The organism is Roseateles sp., assembly GCF_019237615.1.
In the GTDB taxonomy this organism is placed as follows: Bacteria; Pseudomonadota; Gammaproteobacteria; order Burkholderiales; family Burkholderiaceae_C; genus Pelomonas.
The window spans coordinates 1-17587 of record NZ_JAFAGT010000060.1 but is presented as its reverse complement, the minus strand read 5'-3'; the positions used below and the strand labels follow the sequence as shown (position 1 = coordinate 17587).

Here is a 17587-nt window from a genome sequence, read left to right as displayed (position 1 = left end):
TCCGCTGTGATGACATCCTTCCGCTTCCCGTTCCGTGCCGCCCGCATCGCCCTCTGGACCCTCGCCGCCCTGTCGGCGCTCGGCACGCTGCTGCTGCTGATCGTGACGCTGGCGCTGCCGGGCTGGGTCACCGGCCGTGGCGCCGAGCTGGCCAGCCAGGCCCTGGGACGGTCGATCCGCATCGAGGAGGCTCATTTCCAGCCCTGGCGCCTCGCCCTCGTCGTGGAAGGCCTCAGCATTGCCGGCCCCGGCGCCGGCCGGCCGCCGCTGTTCACGCTGGCCAAGCTGGACGCGGCTCTGTCGCTGCGCTCCTTGCTGCACGGGCGCGCCGTCGTCGAGTCGCTGACGCTCACCCGGCCCGAGCTGCGCATCGCGCACCTGGCCGAGGGCCGTTACGACATCGACGACCTGATCCAGCGCCTGGCCGCCAAACCCGCAGCCCCCGGCGAGCCCGAGGCGGCCGAGCCCGAATTCGCCGTCTACAACATCGAGCTCGGCGAAGGCCGCATCGTCTTCGATGACCGCCCCGTCCAACGCCAGCACGAGCTCAGCGAGCTGCGCCTGGCCCTGCCTTTCCTGTCCACGCTGCCGGCCGACGTCGAGGCCAAGGTCCGGCCGCACCTGAGCGGCCAGCTCGACGGCGTCGCCTTCGACAGCCGCGCCGAGGCACTGCCCTTCGCCGAGGACGCCAGTGCCCGCCTGTCGTTCAAGTTCGCCGGCCTCGACCTCGCACCGCTGGCTGCCTATGTGCCCGCCAGCGCGCCGCTGCGCCTGGGCAGTGGCCGGCTCGACGTCGACCTGGCCGTGGACTTCGCCGAGCGGCCCAAGCAGCCGCCCGGCGTCAAGCTCAGCGGCGGCGTGCAGTTGCATGATCTCGCGCTGACCCAGCCCGATGGCCAGCCGCTGCTGGGCTTCAAGCACCTGAATCTGCCGCTGGCCGACGTGCAGCCGCTGCGGCGCCAGCTCGGCTTCGGCCAGATCCTGCTGGAGTCGCCCGAGGCCCGCTGGGTGCAGCTGCCGGCGGGGCAGGGCGGGGCAGCAGGGCCCGCGTCCCCGCCCTGGCAGGTCAGCGTCGCCGGCCTCGAGGTCAAGGATGGTCGCTTCAGCGCCGGCAAGGATCTCGTGCTGGACGCCATCCAGCTCAAGCTCGGCACGGCCGCCTGGCCGCTGAAGGCGCCGGCCCAGCTGGATGCCAGCCTGCAACTGGATCGGGCGACGCTGAGCGCCAAGGCCCGACTGGCGCCCGAGCTGCTGGAAGCCGACGCCGAGCTCAACGGCCTGGCCCTTGAGCGCCTGGCTGCCTGGCTACCGCTGCCCGCGGGCGCGCGGCTGACGGCGGAGCTCTCCACCCGGGCCGGCCTGCGCGTCAAGAATCCGCTGGCCGAAGGTGCCGCCGAGCGCGCCGAGCTGACACTGGCCGAGCTGCATGTCGGCGATGCGCGCCTGAGCCTGCCCGGTTCGCCGCGACTGCTGACGCTGGCCTCGGCCCGACTCGACAAGGCCAGTGTCGAGCCGGCCACCCACAGCATCAGCCTGGGCATGCTGTCCCTGGACGCGCCGCGCGCCCAGTTCGCCCGAGAGCGCGACGGCCGCCTCAACCTCGCGGCCTTGCTGCAGCCGGCGGGCGCGGCGACAGGCCCTGCCGCGGGCCCCGGCTGGAAGCTGCAGCTCGCCGGCCTGAGCGTCGAGCGCGGCGCGCTGCGCTGGCACGACGCCGCCGTGCCCGCCGGCATGACGCCAGTGGCTTTGGCCGTCGAGCCGCTGCGGCTGCAGCTGGGCGCGCTGAGCTGGCCGGCCAAAGCCATGGTGCCAGCCCAGCTCTCGGGCCAGCTCGCGGCGCTGGGCGCCAATGACCGGCCGGTGGCGGCCAGCGCCGGCAGCCTGCAGTGGAGCGGCCGCCTCGGCCTGGCGCCACTGTCCGCCAGCGGCAGCCTGCAGACCAAGGCACTGCCCCTGCAGCTGCTCAATGCCTACCTCGACCCAGCCTGGGGCCTGCATCTGCAGCGTGCCGAGTTGGGGCTCAGGACCACGGTCAACGCCAGCCAGCAGGCCGGCGGTGGCTGGTCGGCCAGCGCCGACGGCGATGTGCGCGTGGGCCCGCTGGCCGTGCAGCAGGCGCGCTCCGTGGACGGCGAACGCGTCGTCGGCGAAGACCTGCTGAGCTGGCAGATGCTGCAGCTCGACGGCCTCAAGCTCGCGCTGGCGCCCGGCGCGCCGCCACGCCTGGCCGTGCGGGAAGCCCAGCTCGACGACGCCTATGCCCGCCTCATCGTCAACGAGCAGGGGCGCTTCAACCTGCGCGACATCGGCCCGGCCGACGCCGCCTCGGCGCCGGCGGCAGCGGCGGCGTCAGCCCCTGCGCCGGAGTTCGCCGCCGAGCACATCCGCGTCAACCGTGGCACCGTCGACTTCAACGACCGCTTCGTGCGGCCTCACTACAGCGCCCGGCTGACGGATCTGCAAGGCTCGCTGGGCGCCTTCTCATCCACCAGTCCGCAGATGGCGCCACTGACCTTGCGCGGCAAGATCGCAGGCACCGGCCTGCTGGAGATCGACGGCCAGCTCAAGCCCGGTGCGCCGCTGGCCATGGACGTGGCCGCCAACGCCACCGACATCGAACTCGCGCCGCTGTCGCCCTACGCCGGCAAGTACGCCGGCTATGCGATCGAGCGCGGCAAGCTCTCCACCAAGGTGCGCTACAAGGTCGAGCCCGGCGGCCAGCTCGTCGCCAGCAACCAGATCATCCTCAACCAGCTCACCTTCGGCGACAAGGTTGACAGCCCCGACGCGACGACGCTGCCGGTGCGCTTCGCCGTCGCGCTGCTGAAGGACCGCAACGGCGTCATCGACGTCAACCTGCCCGTCAGCGGCTCGTTGAACGACCCCGACTTCAGCGTCGGTGGCCTGGTCTGGAAGCTCATCCTCAACCTCATCGGCAAGGCGTTGACCTCGCCTTTTGCGCTGTTCAGCGGCAGCGACAACCCGGAGGAAGCCCAGATTGCCTTCCTGCCCGGCAGCACGGAGCTGTCCGCCATCGACCAGCTCGACCGTATCGCCAAGCTGCTGGTCGACAAACCCGGCGTGCAGCTCACGCTGACCGGCTGGGCCGGCATTGCCGCCGAGAACCAGCCCATTCGCGAGCAGCGCCTGGCCCAGGCGCTCAGGGCCGAGAACGCGCTGCTCACCAACCCGGCGCCGGACGCCGCGCTCAGGCGCCTCTACCAGGCCAGCAAGCTGCCCAACAAGCCCAAGAACCTCATCGGCCTGCCCAAGGATCTGCCGCCCGAGCAGATGCGTGGCCTGCTGCTGGGCAGCTACGCCGTCGACGACGAGGCCCTGCGCCAGCTGGCCGTGGCCCGCGCCACCGCCGTGCGGGACGCGCTGCTGGCCCGTGGTGCGCCCAATGCCCGCGTCTTCGTTGCCGCTCCCAAGCTCTGCGATCAGGGTTGCGATGAAACCTGGCGCCCCCATGTCGAGCTGTCCCTCGGCGCACATTGAAAGCCCTCCCATGACCGCAACGAATCTCGAGCGCATCACCCTGGCCGGCGGCTGCTTCTGGTGCCTGGAGGCTGTCTACGAGCGCGTGCGCGGCGTGCACCATGTCGAGAACGGCTACAGCAACGGCCAGGCGCCACACCCCAACTACGAGCAGGTCTGCAGTGGCAACACCGGCCATGCCGAGGTCGTGCGCATCGATTTCGACCCGGGGGAGGTCTCCCTGCGCGAGCTGCTGGAGGTCTTCTTCACCATCCACGACCCGACGACGTTGAACCGCCAGGGCGCCGACGTCGGCACCCAGTACCGCTCCGGCATCTACTGGCACACCGAGGCGCAGCGCGAGCTCGCGGCCGAGCTGATCAAGGAGGCCAGCGAGCACCACGCCGGCCGCGTCGTCACCGAGCTGCAGCCCGAGGCCAACTACCACCCGGCCGAGGCCTATCACCAGCACTACTACGCCCGCAATCCCGACCAGGGCTATTGCGCCTTTGTCGTCGCAGGCAAGGTGGACAAGTTCCTCGCCAGCTTCAAGCGGCTGGTCAAGTGATGCTGGCCTGGCAGGGGCTGTCCCACCACTACGCAGGCGCCGAGGCGCCCATCCGCTACGCCGACTTCACGCTAGGCGCGGGGCGACATCTTCTGCTGCGCGGCGCTTCGGGCTCGGGCAAGTCGACGCTGCTGGCGCTGCTGGCCGGCCTGCTGCGCGTGCAGCAGGGCGAGCTCAGCGTCGCCGGCTCCGGCCTGGCCGGAATGAGCCCGCGGGCGCTGGACGCCTGGCGCGGCGCGACGTTGGGCGTCGTGCCGCAGCGACTGCACCTGAGCGAAGCCCTGACAGTGGCAGAGAACCTTGCGCTGCCGGCCCTGGCGGCGGGGCAGGGCGCCGATCCGGGACGCGCGGCCGAGCTGCTGGCGGCGCTGGACGTCGCCGGACTGGCGGCCCGCCGGCCGCACCAGCTCAGCGTGGGCCAGGCCCAGCGCGTGGCACTGGCCCGCGCGCTGATGCGCCGCCCGCGCCTGCTTCTGGCCGACGAGCCCAGCGCCAGCCTCGACGACGAGCACACCTTGCACATGCTGGCGCTGCTGCTGGACGCCGCCGAGCGGGAAGGCTGCACGCTGGTCATCGCCAGCCATGACGCGCGGGTGGTCGACGCGCTGAACGCCCGCCAGGACGTGGCGGAGGTCATGCTGTGATTCGCCTGGCCTGGAAATACCTGTGGTCCAGCCCGCTGACGACGGCGTTGAACCTGCTGCTGCTGACGCTGGGCCTCGCGGCCGTGACCTTCGTGCTGCGCGCCAGCGCCCAGGTCGAGGCCGGGCTCAGGCGCGACCTGGCCGGCATCGACCTCGTCGTGGGCGCCAAGGGCAGCCCGATGCAGATCATGCTGGCCGGCGTCTTCCACCTCGACGCGCCCACAGGCAACATCCCGCTGGCCACGCTGGAGCTGCTGAAGCGACAGCCGCTGGTGGCCCAGGCCGTGCCGCTGTCTCTGGGCGACTCCTTCCGCGGCTACCGCATCGTGGGCACGACGCCGGACTATGTCGGGCTGTACGGCGCGACGCTGGGGCAGGGCGCCCTGTGGACCCGGCCCATGCAGGCCGTGTTGGGCGCCGAGGTCGCACGGGCGAGCGGGCTCAAGATCGGCGACCGCTTTGCCGGCAGCCATGGCTTGGCCGAGGGTGGCGGCGCCCATGGCGAGCACCCGTTCGAAGTTGTCGGCGTACTGGCCGAATCGGGCAGCGTGCTGGACCGCCTCGTGCTGACGGACCTTGCGTCGGTATGGGAGGTGCATGAGGCGCACCATGCCGGCGCGGCGCATGAGGAGGCCGATGAGGCGCGCGAGACGACCCTGATCCTGGTGCGCTACCGCAGCCCGCTGGCGGCCGTCATGCTGCCGCGCTGGGTCAATGCCCAGGACGGCCTGCAGTCGGCCGCGCCGGCGCTGGAGACGGCACGGCTGATGCGGCTGGTGGGTGCCGGCACCGAGGTGCTGCGCGGCTTCGGTATCGTGCTGCTGGCGGCCGCGGGGCTGTCGGTCTGGGTGGCGTTGCTGCACGCGGTGCGCGCGCGCCAGGGCGACCTGGCCATGCTGCGCATGCTGGGCGCGCCGGCCTCGCGCGTAGCGGCCCTGATCGCGCTGGAGGCGCTGCTGCTGGCGGGCCTGGCCGCCGTGCTGGGCCTGGCGGCGGGGCACGGCCTGGTCGCCGTGCTGGAACGCCTGCTGGCCGAGCGCCAGTCGCTGCGCCTGGGGCCGCTGGGCGTCAGCGAGGCCGAGTGGCTGGTGCCGCTGCTGGCCTGCGGCCTGGCACTGCTGGCCGCGGCCTGGCCGGCCTGGCGGGCCTATCGCCTGGATGTCACCAGCCTGCTGCAAGCTCCGCGCTGAACACCGACAATTCGCTCACCATGAAGTTCAAGCCCCTGCTCATCCTCTGCCTGGCCGCCTCGGCCGTGTTCGCGCAGACCGCGCCCTCCATCGGCCAGGGTCCCGGCTACCACGACCCGCGCAGCCCCTTCAAGCCGCTGGAGGAGCGCGCCGACATCGTGTCGTGGAAGCTGCTGTCCCAGGTCACGGCCAGGGCGGAGAAAAAGAAAATCATCCCGACCTTCCCGGCCGCCGTGCAGGCGCTGGACCGCAAGACGGTCAAGGTGCAGGGCTTCATGATGCCGCTGGAGGCGGGCGACAAGCAGCAGCATTTTCTGCTGTCCTCGGTGCCGACGACCTGCTCCTTCTGCGTGCCCGCCGGCCCCGAGGGCCTGGTCGAGGTGCGCACCAGGAAGCCGGTACGCTATACGCTGGAGCCTGTCGTCGTCGAAGGCCAGCTGGCCGTGCTGACCGACGACCCCTACGGCCTGTACTACCGCGTCGAGGACGGCAACGCCGTCAACTAGGGCGCCAGCCTTTCGCGCAACCAGTCGCTGCCCTGCAGCCGGAAGCGCAGGCGGTCGTGCAGCCTTGAGCGGCGCCCCTGCCAGAACTCGAACAGGTCCGGCACCAGACGGAAGCCTCCCCAATGCGGCGGCCGTTCCGGGTTCAGCCCATGCTGGACGGCGGCCTTGGCCGCATTGGCCACCAGCACCGCACGGGTGCCGATGACGCGGCTCTGCGGTGATGCCCAGGCGCCCAGGCGCGAATCTAGCGGCCGGCTCTTGAAATAGTCGTCTGACTCCCGGGCCGAGGTCTTCTCGACGCGCCCCTCGATGCGCACGACGCGCTCCATCTCCACCCAGTGGAACTGCAGCGCCGCGTAGGGGTTGTGAGCCAGTTCCTCGCCCTTGCGGCTTTCGTAGTTCGTGAACCAGACCATGCCGCGCGCGTCACAGCCCTTGAGCAGCACGATGCGCGTCGACGGCCGGCCATTGACGCCGACCGTCGCCACCGTCATCGCGGTCGGCTCCGACACATCATGGGCGATGGCCTCGTCCATCCAGCGCTGGAACAGGGCCAGCGGGCCGTCCATGGCCTGGGACTCGTCAAGTTCGCCCAGTTCATAGCTCTTTCGAAATTCGCTCAGCTTGCTCATGGAGCGAAGTATGCAGACCTTCCCTTAAGTGAACGTACCAGTTTCAAGCGCAGTGCCACTCGGCATGCTTGTGGCACCGCAGCAAACGGCGCAGACCGAAGCTGGGCAGCGAGGGTTTGGAAGGATCAATTGCAAATGACAAAGCGACGCCCCGCCGTCGTTGTGCTGGCCGCCGGTCGCGGCTCGCGGTTCAGAGGTCCGGGCCACAAGCTCGAGCAGCATCTGGGTGGCTTGCCCAGTGGAGACACCGTACTGGCGCGCAGCCTGCGCCACGCCATTGCGACGCAGCTCCCGGTCGTCGTGGTGACGACGGCGGCGCTGGCGCCGGCCGTGCACAGGCTGGTCGCGGCGCGCGACGTCGTCACACTGCCCGATCGCGATGCCCAGGGTCGCCCCCAGCCCGTCGGCATGGGCCACTCCATCGCCGCCGGCGTCAGCGCCACCGGCGACGCCGATGGCTGGCTCATCCTGCCGGCCGACATGCCGCTGGTGCAGCCCGCCACCATCGTGGCCGTCGCGGAAGGCCTGGAGCGCTTTCCCGTCTGCTATGCCCAGTACCGTGGCATCCAGGGCCATCCGGTCGGCTTCGGCACCGAGCTCTACTCCGAGCTGGTGGCCTTGCAGGGCGACGAGGGCGCGCGGCGCATCGTGGCGCGCTATGCGGCCCAGCCCATCACTGTCGACGATCCCGGCGTGCACGTCGACGTGGACACCGTGGAAGACCTCGCTCGGCTGCAGGGCAGCTAGATGTAGGCGGCTGCCGCGCGGCTCACAGCGGCGCGCACAGGCCGTGCTGCGCGGCCAGGTGGGCCTGGCGCTCCAGCTCCGTGTCGCGGATGCCATGCTCGCGCAAACCCTGAACGGTGCGCAGCAGATAGTCCAGCGTCGTGCCATAGCGGCCGCTGGCGTGGCGAAAGATGTACAGCAGCTCGGGCTCGTGCAGCGGGCCGGTCCAGTTCGGACTCTGGCGCGACAGCGTGAAGGCCAGCGCGCGCAGGCGGCCGGACGGCGTCTCGCAGTTCAGCCAGCGCGGCTCGTAGACGCCATTGGGCATCTCGCGCACCCACAGCCGCGGCAGCACGGCCTCGCCGATCTCGCGCGGGACGCGATAGACCAGGCCGCGGCAGCTGCCACCCGAGATCAGCGCCAGCACCAGCCCCGGCTGCTGCGGCGACCCGCGGTTCACGCGCGAGCGCATGCGCAGCACGCGATGGAAGCCCAGTACGCGCGCGGGCAGGGCCTGGGCATACTCGAACTCCGGCCGCCAGATCAGCGAGCCGTAGGCAAACAGCAGCAGGTCGTCGCCGCTGGATCGCCATTCGGCCATCGTGCGTTGCAGCAGATGCGCGCTGCGGGCCGGCCCATGGGGAATGTGGATTGCCTGTGACGCCATGCGCCCATCTTGTCACGTCGGTACCCAGGCCGTAACCCGCGGGCTCCTTGGGCGAAGTAATATGGTTACTTAAATTCCCAAGGACCGGTTACGTAAACGCGGTCCCAGGAGGCACAGCATGAATTCCACGCTCACCGCAGTCACACAACGCATCCGGGAGCGCAGCGCCAAGCCGCGCGGCGACTACCTGGCCCGCATCGCCCAGCTCAACAACCGCCAGCGCGGCTTCGAGCGCATGGGCTGCGCCAACGTCGCCCATGCCGTCGCGGCGCTGCCATCCAACGACAAGCTGCGCATCGTCGCCGAGAAGGCGCCCCACCTGGGCATCGTCACGGCCTACAACGACATGCTCTCGGCCCACCAGCCCTACGAGGACTACCCGGCCCAGATCCGCGCCGAGGCCCATCGCCTGGGCGCCACCGCGCAGGTGGCCGGCGGTGTGCCGGCCATGTGCGATGGTGTCACCCAGGGCCTGCCCGGCATGGAGCTCAGCCTGTTCTCGCGCGACACCATCGCGATGAGCACGGCCATCGCGCTGACGCATGACGTCTTCGACGCCGCGCTGCTGCTGGGCATCTGCGACAAGATCGTGCCGGGTCTCCTGATCGGCGCGCTGCACTTCGGCCATCTGCCCTGCGTCTTCGTGCCGGCCGGGCCCATGGGCACCGGCATCTCCAACAGCGACAAGGCCAAGGTGCGCGAGCTCTACGCCCAGGGCAAGGTGGGCAGGGACGAGTTGCTGAAAAGCGAATCCGCCGCCTACCACGGCGCCGGCACCTGCACCTTCTACGGCACGGCCAACAGCAACCAGATGCTGCTGGAGGCCATGGGCCTGCACGTGCCGGGCAGCGCCTTTGTGCATCCGCACGACGACCTGCGTGCGGCGCTGACGCGGGAGGCCGTCGGCAGCGCGCTGGACATCAGCGGCCGCCTGGCCGGCAAGCCCGCCAAGCCCATCGGCCAGCTCGTCGACGAGCGTTGCATCGTCAACGCGATGGTGGCGCTGCTGGCCACCGGCGGCTCCACCAACCACCTGATCCACTGGGTCGCCGTCGCCCGCTCGGCCGGCCTCCTGATCGACTGGACGGACTTCTCCGACCTCTCCGCCGTCGTGCCGCTGCTCGCCCGCGTCTACCCCAACGGCAGCGCCGACGTGAACCAGTTCCAGGCCGCCGGCGGCCCCGGCTTCGTCATCCGCGAGCTGCTGGACGCCGGCCTGATGCACGAGGACGTGCTCAGCGTCGCCGGCAACGGACTGCGCCCCTACACCTTCGTACCGCAAGCCGTGGGGCAGGGCGGCGAGGTCGTGCGCGAGCCCATGCCCGCGGCCAGCGGCGACGATGGCGTCGTGCGCACGGCCGCCGCACCCTTCAGCGCCACTGGCGGCCTCAAGCTGCTTGACGGCAACCTGGGCCGCGCGGTCATCAAGGTCTCGGCGGTTCCCGAGGACCGCCACATGGTCGAGGCGCCTTGCCGCATCTTCACGACGCAGGAGGCCATGCTCACCGCGTTCAAGAACGGCGAGCTGGAGCGCGATGTCATCGTCGTCGTGCGCTTCCAGGGCCCGCATGCCAACGGCATGCCCGAGCTGCACAAGCTGACGCCGCCGCTGGCGGTGCTGCAGGGCAAGGGCTTCAGGGTCGCCCTGGTCACCGACGGCCGCATGAGCGGCGCCTCGGGCAAGGTGCCGGCGGCCATCCACGTCAGTCCAGAGGCACTGGCAGGCGGCCCGCTGGCGCGCTTGCGCGACGGCGACATCGTGCGCGTCTGCGCGCTGACCGGCAGCCTGCAAGCCCTGGTCGGCGACGCCGAATGGGCGGCTCGTGACGTCGCCAGGCTCGACCCCGCCGAGGCCGACGTCAATGCCCATGGCCTGGGCCGCGAGCTTTTCGCCGGTCTGCGCCGCAATGTACTGAGCGCCGAGCAGGGCGCCTGCACCTGGCTCTAATGAACTCGGTGCCAGACCGCACGCGCGAAGCGGGTAGCACTGGCATTCACGGATCAAGGAACATGAAGATGATCGATACCCTCAGCCTGGCCAGCCACGGCCCCGTCATTCCCGTCATCGTCATCCAGCGCCTGGAAGACGCCGTGCCGCTGGCCGAAGCGCTGGTCGCCGGTGGCGTCAAGGTGCTTGAGGTGACGCTGCGCACCCCCGTCGCGCTGCAGGCCATGGAAGCCATGGCCAAGGTGCCGGGCGCCATCGTCGGCGCCGGCACGCTGCGCAGTCCGCAGGACGTCACCCACGCCAAGAACGCCGGCTGCCAGTTCGGCGTGAGCCCCGGCTACACCGACGCGCTGGCCGCGGCCTGCAAGGCCGAAGGCCTGCCGCTGCTGCCCGGCGTGTCGACGGCCTCCGAAGTCATGCAGGCCAACGCGGCGGGCTTCGGCTTCCTGAAGCTGTTCCCGGCCGTCGCCGTGGGTGGCGTGAACCTGCTGAAGTCGCTGGCCGGCCCGTTCCCGGATGTGGCCTTCTGCCCGACCGGCGGCATCTCGCTGGAGACCGCGCCGCAGTTCCTGAAGCTGCCAAACGTCAAGGTCTGCGGCGGCTCCTGGCTGACGCCGCAGGACGCCATCGACGCCAAGGACTGGACGCGCATCACCAAGCTGGCCGCCGAGGCCGCGGCGCTGCGCGCCTGACGCTAGGCCGGCGGCAGGTCGAACAGCAGGCAGGTCGTCGACGCGTGGGCATAGAGCTTGCCGTCGTGGCCGACGAGGGTGGCTTCCGATGTCGTCACCTGCCTGCCACGATGCACCACGCGGCCGATCGCACGCACCAGCGGCACCTTGTCGTTCAGGCTGCGCACCAGGTTGACCTTGAACTCCAGCGTCGTGTAGCCGCGGCCCACGGGCAGCGTCGTGTGCACAGAACAGCCCAGGGCGGAGTCCAGCAGCGTCGCGAACCAGCCGCCATGCACGCTGCCCAGCGGGTTGTAGTGCTTGAACAGCGGCCGGCCCTGGAAGGTGGCCTGGCCGTCCTCGACCGAGATCAATGCGAAGTCCAGCGTCTGGCTGATCGGCGGCGGCGGCGCGAGGCCGTCCAGCATGGCCTGCATCTGCTGCAGGCCGGTCTTGCCGGCCAGCATCGCTCGCGAAGCCAGCCCGGTGTCGCGCTGCTGGCGCGCGCGAACTGCGGCCTCCTCGGCCTGCCATTGCGCAAGGATGTCGTCGGGAGAAGATGAACTCATGGTGCGGCTTCAAGCGGGGAAGCCACCGATTCTGCGCAAAGCCGGCGCCCCGCGCTGTCGCCCATGTTCAGGCGGCCAAGCGCTGCTCCACGGAGCCGGCGCGGCGGCCGTGCAAGGTGTTCCTGAGCGCATCCAGCACCGGTCCCTGCCAGGGCAGCAGGTACACCAGCGTCGCCAGCATCGCGCGCCGCCGCGACGACAGCAGCGGCCGGCCACGCTCGTCCAGCAGCAGCACGTTGGAGCGCACATTGAGGGGATCGGCCTGCACGATGGTGCCTTCGATCATCTCGACCCAGTCCCACTCCACCCAGGCGCAGGCATCGGCATAGCAACGGTCCCAGCGCGTGGAGCCGCTCGCCCGGCGCTCGTCGCCGCGCGAGCAATGCATTTGGGTCCGGGCATGCCTCGCGTCGCGGGCGGCGCCGGGCAGGGCGGCCGCGGGCCAGCAGACGCTGCCTTCGGGCAACTGGATCAGGGCTGACATGGACGCCTCCTCTCTGGCGTGTGTTTAGTACGGGAGCGCAGTCTCTGGTCGGCTCGGGGGGGCGAACAAGCTGGCAGACTTGGCAGGTATGGCCAAGCCCGAAATGAACTACCAGCAGCTGATCGATGTCGGGCTGAGCGAAGACTTCGAGAGCTTCGAGCGCCGCCTCGTCGCGACGGCGGATGCCATGGGGTTCCCCATCATTTCGGGCATGTTGATGCGCGGAGTGCTGCAGGACAGTGGCATGCAGATCACCACGTATGGCAATACGCCCGTGGGCTACCTCGAGGCCGCCCGGGATCGGGGCGACGCACTGCGGGATCCAGTGGTGGGTCATCTCATGACCCAGACCGTACCCGTGGTCTACGACCAGGCCACTTATGTCTCGGCGGGCGTGGGTGAGCTGTGGGAGATGCAGGCCCCCTACGGCTACAAGACCGGCATCGCGGTCAAGCTGCATCTGCCGGGTGACAAGCATTTCGTGCTTGGCGTGGATCGCGACGAGTCGCTGCCCAAGGCGGGGGGGCAGCTGATGCACATGGTGGCTGGCCTGCAGCTTCTTGCCGCCCATGCTCTGACCGCCGCGGACCGGTTGCTGAGCCCCAAGCTCAACAAGGGCGAGCTGCCCAAGCTGACCCGACGCGAACTGGACGTGCTGAGCTGGACGGCCCAGGGCAAGACGGCCTGGGAGGTCAGCGTCATCCTGGGCATGAGCGAGAAGACCGTGAACTTCCACCTCGGCAATGCAATGCGCAAGCTGGAGGTGACCTCCAAGCACCAGGCGGTGCTCAAGTGCGTGGCGGCAGGCGTTCTGTAGGCACCGCAAGCTGGCAGACTTGCTAGGTTTCTAGGGGGGTAAAAACAGGGACAGTCCGGGTCAGCGATTTCTTTCCCATCCCACAGGAGCCTCCCATGCAACTCATCGACTTGATCTGCGAAATCCTCGGCGTCCCCCGCTTCGGCGGCTGACCAGCAAGGCAGACGCCTCGACCGAGATGTACGCGGCGATGATGGATTGCGAAGGTGACCAGCTCCAGACCACGAGCTCCGCACCTCCGCACCTTCCATCAAAGCCCCTGCGTCCGGCCTCGACCCCGACCGCATTGCCCGCCAGCGCAAGCATCGTGGCCATCTCCTCGGAAACCTATGCCCGGCTGCTGAGCCTCGCCGACCAGGCACCGCTCGAATGCCTGACGCTGACGCCCCGTACCTTGGCGCGCGCCAAGACACTGGGCTACAACCGGATCGGCCAGATCCGCGGCACGCCGGCGAACCGCCTGCTGGCTGATCTGGGCGAAGAGCGCGCCGACGAACTCAAGCGCGCCCTCTACGACTTCGGCATGCGCCAGCCCAGCGGCGACTGACGGCCCGAACCAATCCCGCACCTCCAGAGACCAGGCCGCACCAGCGGCCTGTCTTGTTTGGGCGACCGGCATGCGAGCATGCAGCCCATGCAAGATCGCGACATTCCCCTGGACGCCTGGCCGCGCCGCGCGGCCCTGGAGCACTTCCGCCGCATGGCCCAGCCGGCCTTCAGCGTCACCGTCCCGGTGGACGTGACCGGCCTGCGCGAGCGCGCTGCCCGACATGGAGCGACGCCCTGGCTGGCCTACCACCATGCAGCGCTGGAGGCGGCAAACGGCATCGAGGCCATGCACCAGACGCTGACGGCCGATGGCGGCGGCGTGCGCGAGTTCGCCGTCATCCACGCCAGCACGACGGTACTGCGCGATGACGGCAGCTTCGGCTTCGTCACGCTGCCGCGCGAACCTTCGCTGGCCGCATTCGCGGCGTGCGCCAAGCCCAAGGTCGAGCGCGTGCGCCGCGCCAGCGGCGACCTGTTCGCGGCCGACGAGCCCGGCGACGTGCGCGAGGAGACGCTGGTCCACATGACAGCCTTGCCCTGGCTGGCCTTCACGGCTTTCACGCATGCCCGCGGCCAGGGCGATGACCGGCCCAAGGTGGCGTTCGGCCGCTTCACAGAGCAGGCGGGCCGGCTGCTGATGCCGGTGGCCGTCGACGTGCACCATGCACTCTGCGATGGAATCCATGTGGGCCGTTTCTTTGAACGGCTGCAGGCGCGGCTGGACGCCGTCTAGGGACACCAGCCTCCGCTCTTCTGGGGATGATGGGGACGAGTGCGGATGCAAAACTGCCTGCATTCCTCCCCCCCTTCGCTCGTGAGGCTCTCCGCATGAACCCGCCGCGTCAACTGGTGCTGCTGTGCGACGGCACCAACAACAACCTCAGCGGCCGCCATTCGGACACCCACGTGGTGCTGCTGGCGGAACTGCTGGGGCTCTACCCGGACCCCGACCGGCTGGTCTATTGCGACCCCGGCGTCGGCAACCCCGGCCAGTTGCCCGGCACGACGGTGGCGGACAAGTTCCGCCGCGCTCGTGAGCGCATCGATGGCCTGGCCTTCGGCCGCGGCCTGTTCGACAACGTCGCCGAGGGCTACCGCTTCCTGATGGCCAACTGGCGGCCCGGCGACCAGATCTTCGTGTTTGGCTTCTCACGCGGCGCCTTCACGGCGCGCTCCATCGCTGGGCTCGTGAACGCCTTCGGCATCATCGACGGCCACCAGGACACGCTGGTCTCCAGCCTGGTCGCCACCTATTTCTCGCGCCAGTCGCCGGAGCGCAAGGCCATTGCCGACCAGGCCGCGCGGCTGTTCGGCCAGGGCAGCACGCCCGCGCAATGGCCCGAGATCCATTTCGTCGGCGTCTGGGACACCGTGGCCAGCGTGGGCCTGCCTCCCTTCGGCCTCAAGATCACCGCCAAGCCCGACCTGGCCGGCAAGCATTTCCGGCATGTGCGCCAGGCACTGGCGCTGGACGAGCAGCGGGCCCAGTTCCTGCCTCGCGCCTATGCGGAGAACGACGGCGCCTACACCATGGTCGGGCAGCAGCCGGGTGACATCAGGCAATGCTGGTTCCGTGGTTCTCACTGCGACGTCGGCGGCGGCAACCCCTACCGGTACAGCGAGCTCTCGCGGGCGCCGTTCGCGTGGCTGGTGGCCGAGGCGCTCGCCTGCGGGCTGAACCTGCCCGCCAATGCCCGCCATCCAGCGCTCGCGACCGAAGCGGACGTGACCCGCCTGATGCCCGCGCTCGATCCGGTCCCACCCACCCGCGACGCGGCGCGCATCAACAGCGAGACCCGCGCCATGCCGCTATGGGCGCTGACCGGCCTGAAAGTGCGCGACACGGCCCGTGCGGCGATGGACGAGCAGGCCAGCCTGCCCGTGAAGATGAGCACCCATCCCTCGGTCTCGCAATGGACGCAAGCCTTCCCGGCGGGCACCGTCTGGCGCGCACCGGGCACGCTGTCCTGGGTCACGATGCTGGCCTGGCTGCTGGTCCTGCCGCTGCTGGCGCTGATGGGCTGGTCCCTCGTCCCGCCGCAAGGCCCGCTCGCGCCACAGGAGCTGCTGCACGCCGCGTGGGACGCCAACCTGCGCTTCCAGCAGTGGCAGCTGGGCCTGCCCCTCGCCGAGTGGTCAGCTGTGGCGAAGGGCTTCGAGCGGCCCGGCACCGCGCTGCTGCTGGACCTGATGCTGATCGCCGCCTACACATGGCTGCTGGCGCCCTGGGTGTGCCGGGCCTTTGCGCGCCATGCTGGCCTGATCCGCGTCGGCGAGCGGCCGCCGGCATGGCTGAACCGCGCCGGCTGGGCGCTGCCCATGGCGGTGGGTGCGGATCTGCTGGAGGACCTGCTGTCCTGGCTGGCGCTGCTGGCGGTCCGTGCCGATTCCTGGATCGCGTCACCGCTGGGGCTGCTGCTGGCCGCCGCCAGCCTCGTCAAATGGGTCGGACTGCTGGGCGTCGCGGCGCTGATCCTGACGTCGTTCAAGCGCCGCCAGGCGGTGCCCGCGCCTCAGGTCGCCGCCACCTGACCGTCCAGCGTCACGATGACGGGCGCGTGGTCGCTGGGCCGCTCGTTCTTGCGCGGCAGCCTGTCGATCTCGCAGGCTGTCACGCGGCTCTTCAGCGCCGCGCTGACGAGGATGTGGTCGATGCGCAGGCCCTGGTTCTTGCGGAAGGCCAAGTTGCGGTAGTCCCACCAGCTCCAGCTCTTGGGCGGCTGGTCGAAGAGGCGGAATGCATCGCTCAGGCCCAGCTGGATGAGCTTCTGGAAATGCTCGCGCTCCTCGGGCGTGCAGTGGATCTGGCCGGCCCAGGCGACAGGGTCGTAGACGTCGCGATCCTCCGGGGCGATGTTGAAGTCACCCATCAGCACCAGCTCCGGGTACCGCTTCATCTCCTCGATGAGCCAGCCGCGCAGGCCGTTCAGCCAGTTCATCTTGTAGACGAATTTCTCGCTGTCTGGCGCCTGGCCGTTGGGGAAGTAGCCGCCGATGACGCGCACGCCGCCCACCGTGCCGGCGATGACGCGGGCCTGCTCGTCGGCAAAGCCGGTGATGTTCTTGACGACGTCCGTCGCCGGCTCACGGCTGATCAGCGCGACGCCGTTGTAGGTCTTCTGGCCGAACCACTGCACCTGCCAGCCGGCCTCGCCGAACTCCATGGTGGGAAACTTGTCGTCGGTGAGCTTGGTCTCCTGCAGCACCAGCGCGTCGACGGGGTGGGCGGCCAGCCAGTCGAGCACCTGCGGCAGGCGTACGGACAGGGAGTTGACGTTCCAGGTGGCGAGTTTCATGAGAATCCTATGCTATTGATTTTTAAGGATATTTTCTCATCAATCTGCACTGGTCTTCTCCTGGCTACCCGTCTAGCCACTCATCTTTGGTGAACTGGGGTGGCTCTGCCAGAGCCACCCTGAAATGTGTCTCAGCACCAAGCACTGAGGGCACCTGTCCGGTCGCTGCCTGTTGCCGAATCAGTCTATCAGGCGGTCCTCCCGCTCCGGCACGAGCTCGGATGGCGTGGAGCCGTCCAGAATGCAGTCGTGGGTGCGAGGGAGGGGGGAGCACGCTGGACGGAAGCGACACAACGGGGCGATGCCGGCTTATCGTTTGCCGTTTCGACTGGATCGTGATGAGTTCGAGCGTGCCGGCCTAGCTGCAGCTCATTGCCGCACAGCTCGACGCGCTCGTCCTAGGTCTGCCCGGCAACGATCATCCGAAATGAGCCGATCATGAGGGCGTGGGTGGCATCGATTGATCGTCCCGCCGAACCCACCTGTTCACCTGCCACGCCGAAGTGCTTGGCTGTAAGGCAGATAACGGCACCGGGCCGTAGATCGAACATCCAGGATCGCTGGGGCAAAACGTTGCGGCTCCAGAGTCGCTCTCTGGGCCGCCCTTGGCTTGGTCTAGGCGCGAACATCCAGGTACAGCCAGGACGGCCAGGCCCAGCCAATGTTCATCGACTCCTGGGTGTTGACGCGAGGTCAGATCCTTCACAGCGACCGTGGCAGCCAATACTGCAGTCGAGAATTTCGTGCTCAGCTGAGCGGCTACGGCATGCGTTCGTCGATGAGTCGCAAGGGCGATTGCTGGGACAACGCGCCGACCGAGAGCCTATGGGGCCGGCTGAAGGT

17 protein-coding genes and 1 pseudogene are annotated in these 17587 nt (G+C 69.5%); 13 read left to right on the top strand and 5 right to left on the bottom strand.

Translation table 11 applies throughout. The annotated features are described in order from the left end of the window. Positions 1-9 precede the first annotated feature (9 nt). The 5 genes from JOY88_RS11665 to JOY88_RS11645 are packed head-to-tail and all read left to right on the top strand — an operon-like array spanning position 10 to position 6385. Positions 10-3498, top strand: a complete 3489-nt coding sequence (locus JOY88_RS11665; protein WP_293502562.1) for a DUF748 domain-containing protein — start codon at positions 10-12, stop codon at positions 3496-3498. 10 nt (positions 3499-3508) lie between these two features. Beyond that, entirely contained in the window at positions 3509-4045 is a 537-nt protein-coding gene (gene msrA / locus JOY88_RS11660; protein ID WP_293502560.1) for a peptide-methionine (S)-S-oxide reductase MsrA, read from the top strand. Further along, complete coding sequence (locus tag JOY88_RS11655; RefSeq protein ID WP_293502558.1) at positions 4045-4689, top strand: ABC transporter ATP-binding protein; 645 nt, start codon at positions 4045-4047, stop codon at positions 4687-4689. The genes msrA and JOY88_RS11655 overlap by 1 nt, the downstream gene beginning before the upstream one ends. Then, positions 4686-5879, top strand: coding sequence for an ABC transporter permease (locus JOY88_RS11650; protein ID WP_293502556.1), 1194 nt, complete (start codon positions 4686-4688; stop codon positions 5877-5879). The genes JOY88_RS11655 and JOY88_RS11650 overlap by 4 nt, the downstream gene beginning before the upstream one ends. A gap of 20 nt (positions 5880-5899) precedes the next feature. Continuing rightward, the gene (locus JOY88_RS11645) at positions 5900-6385 is read left to right on the top strand and encodes a DUF3299 domain-containing protein (RefSeq protein WP_293502554.1); all 486 of its coding nucleotides are present in this window, start codon (positions 5900-5902) and stop codon (positions 6383-6385) included. Here the strand turns inward: JOY88_RS11645 and pdxH are convergent. Next, positions 6382-7017 (bottom strand): pyridoxamine 5'-phosphate oxidase, encoded by a 636-nt coding sequence (gene pdxH / locus JOY88_RS11640; RefSeq protein ID WP_293502552.1) that lies wholly within the window; start codon positions 7015-7017, stop codon positions 6382-6384. The two genes, JOY88_RS11645 and pdxH, sit on opposite strands and share 4 nt — an antisense overlap. A 135-nt stretch (positions 7018-7152) precedes the next feature. On the opposite strand from pdxH, the gene JOY88_RS11635 reads away from it, so the two are divergent. Beyond that, positions 7153-7764: a nucleotidyltransferase family protein gene (locus tag JOY88_RS11635; protein WP_293502550.1), complete on the top strand. Its 612-nt coding sequence runs from the start codon at positions 7153-7155 to the stop codon at positions 7762-7764. A gap of 22 nt (positions 7765-7786) precedes the next feature. Here the strand turns inward: JOY88_RS11635 and JOY88_RS11630 are convergent, their stop codons facing one another. Then, a complete protein-coding gene (locus JOY88_RS11630; RefSeq protein ID WP_293502548.1) occupies positions 7787-8410 on the bottom strand; it encodes a gamma-glutamylcyclotransferase in 624 nt (207 codons plus the stop codon). Between the two features lie 118 nt (positions 8411-8528). Here JOY88_RS11630 and edd point away from each other — a divergent pair, with 118 nt between their 5' ends. Beyond that, positions 8529-10358, top strand: a complete 1830-nt coding sequence (gene edd, locus JOY88_RS11625; protein ID WP_293502546.1) for a phosphogluconate dehydratase — start codon at positions 8529-8531, stop codon at positions 10356-10358. Positions 10359-10426: 68 nt separating this feature from the next. Then, on the top strand, positions 10427-11050 hold the full coding sequence (locus JOY88_RS11620; protein WP_293502544.1) for a bifunctional 4-hydroxy-2-oxoglutarate aldolase/2-dehydro-3-deoxy-phosphogluconate aldolase: 624 nt from the start codon (positions 10427-10429) through the stop codon (positions 11048-11050). Positions 11051-11052: 2 nt separating this feature from the next. Here the strand turns inward: JOY88_RS11620 and JOY88_RS11615 are convergent, their stop codons facing one another. Next, a complete protein-coding gene (locus tag JOY88_RS11615; RefSeq protein WP_293502542.1) occupies positions 11053-11598 on the bottom strand; it encodes a PaaI family thioesterase in 546 nt (181 codons plus the stop codon). A 67-nt stretch (positions 11599-11665) separates the two neighbouring features. After that, complete coding sequence (locus JOY88_RS11610; protein ID WP_293502540.1) at positions 11666-12082, bottom strand: DUF4902 domain-containing protein; 417 nt, start codon at positions 12080-12082, stop codon at positions 11666-11668. 88 nt (positions 12083-12170) lie between these two features. On the opposite strand from JOY88_RS11610, the gene JOY88_RS11605 reads away from it, so the two are divergent. The 4 genes from JOY88_RS11605 (at position 12171) to JOY88_RS11590 (ending at position 15980) form a co-directional block, all read left to right on the top strand. Further along, positions 12171-12899 carry a helix-turn-helix transcriptional regulator gene (locus JOY88_RS11605; protein WP_293502538.1) on the top strand — a complete coding sequence of 243 codons (729 nt, stop codon included), beginning with the start codon at positions 12171-12173 and terminating at the stop codon, positions 12897-12899. Positions 12900-13185: 286 nt separating this feature from the next. After that, complete coding sequence (locus JOY88_RS11600) at positions 13186-13446, top strand: hypothetical protein (RefSeq protein ID WP_293502536.1); 261 nt, start codon at positions 13186-13188, stop codon at positions 13444-13446. An 87-nt stretch (positions 13447-13533) separates the two neighbouring features. After that, positions 13534-14181 carry a CatA-like O-acetyltransferase gene (locus tag JOY88_RS11595; RefSeq protein WP_293502534.1) on the top strand — a complete coding sequence of 216 codons (648 nt, stop codon included), beginning with the start codon at positions 13534-13536 and terminating at the stop codon, positions 14179-14181. Positions 14182-14276: 95 nt separating this feature from the next. Then, positions 14277-15980 carry a T6SS phospholipase effector Tle1-like catalytic domain-containing protein gene (locus JOY88_RS11590; RefSeq protein ID WP_293502532.1) on the top strand — a complete coding sequence of 568 codons (1704 nt, stop codon included), beginning with the start codon at positions 14277-14279 and terminating at the stop codon, positions 15978-15980. Here the strand turns inward: JOY88_RS11590 and xth are convergent. Then, positions 15962-16744, bottom strand: coding sequence for an exodeoxyribonuclease III (gene xth / locus JOY88_RS11585; protein WP_293502530.1), 783 nt, complete (start codon positions 16742-16744; stop codon positions 15962-15964). The two genes, JOY88_RS11590 and xth, sit on opposite strands and share 19 nt — an antisense overlap. Before the next feature lie 691 nt (positions 16745-17435). Here xth and JOY88_RS11580 point away from each other — a divergent pair. Further along, positions 17436-17587, top strand: a pseudogene (locus tag JOY88_RS11580) (DDE-type integrase/transposase/recombinase); the annotation flags it as partial.

Bases quoted from the DNA above. Each gene is read 5' to 3' on its own strand.
- JOY88_RS11590 (WP_293502532.1), top strand. From the start codon at position 14,277: ATGAACCCGCCGCGTCAACTGGTGCTGCTGTGCGACGGCACCAACAAC.
- JOY88_RS11605 (WP_293502538.1), top strand. From the start codon at position 12,171: ATGGCCAAGCCCGAAATGAACTACCAGCAGCTGATCGATGTCGGGCTG.
- JOY88_RS11635 (WP_293502550.1), top strand. From the start codon at position 7,153: ATGACAAAGCGACGCCCCGCCGTCGTTGTGCTGGCCGCCGGTCGCGGC.
- JOY88_RS11620 (WP_293502544.1), top strand. From the start codon at position 10,427: ATGATCGATACCCTCAGCCTGGCCAGCCACGGCCCCGTCATTCCCGTC.
- JOY88_RS11615 (WP_293502542.1), bottom strand. From the start codon at position 11,598: ATGAGTTCATCTTCTCCCGACGACATCCTTGCGCAATGGCAGGCCGAG.
- xth (WP_293502530.1), bottom strand. From the start codon at position 16,744: ATGAAACTCGCCACCTGGAACGTCAACTCCCTGTCCGTACGCCTGCCG.
- JOY88_RS11645 (WP_293502554.1), top strand. From the start codon at position 5,900: ATGAAGTTCAAGCCCCTGCTCATCCTCTGCCTGGCCGCCTCGGCCGTG.
- JOY88_RS11595 (WP_293502534.1), top strand. From the start codon at position 13,534: ATGCAAGATCGCGACATTCCCCTGGACGCCTGGCCGCGCCGCGCGGCC.
- edd (WP_293502546.1), top strand. From the start codon at position 8,529: ATGAATTCCACGCTCACCGCAGTCACACAACGCATCCGGGAGCGCAGC.
- JOY88_RS11655 (WP_293502558.1), top strand. From the start codon at position 4,045: ATGCTGGCCTGGCAGGGGCTGTCCCACCACTACGCAGGCGCCGAGGCG.
- JOY88_RS11630 (WP_293502548.1), bottom strand. From the start codon at position 8,410: ATGGCGTCACAGGCAATCCACATTCCCCATGGGCCGGCCCGCAGCGCG.
- JOY88_RS11610 (WP_293502540.1), bottom strand. From the start codon at position 12,082: ATGTCAGCCCTGATCCAGTTGCCCGAAGGCAGCGTCTGCTGGCCCGCG.
- msrA (WP_293502560.1), top strand. From the start codon at position 3,509: ATGACCGCAACGAATCTCGAGCGCATCACCCTGGCCGGCGGCTGCTTC.
- JOY88_RS11665 (WP_293502562.1), top strand. From the start codon at position 10: ATGACATCCTTCCGCTTCCCGTTCCGTGCCGCCCGCATCGCCCTCTGG.
- pdxH (WP_293502552.1), bottom strand. From the start codon at position 7,017: ATGAGCAAGCTGAGCGAATTTCGAAAGAGCTATGAACTGGGCGAACTT.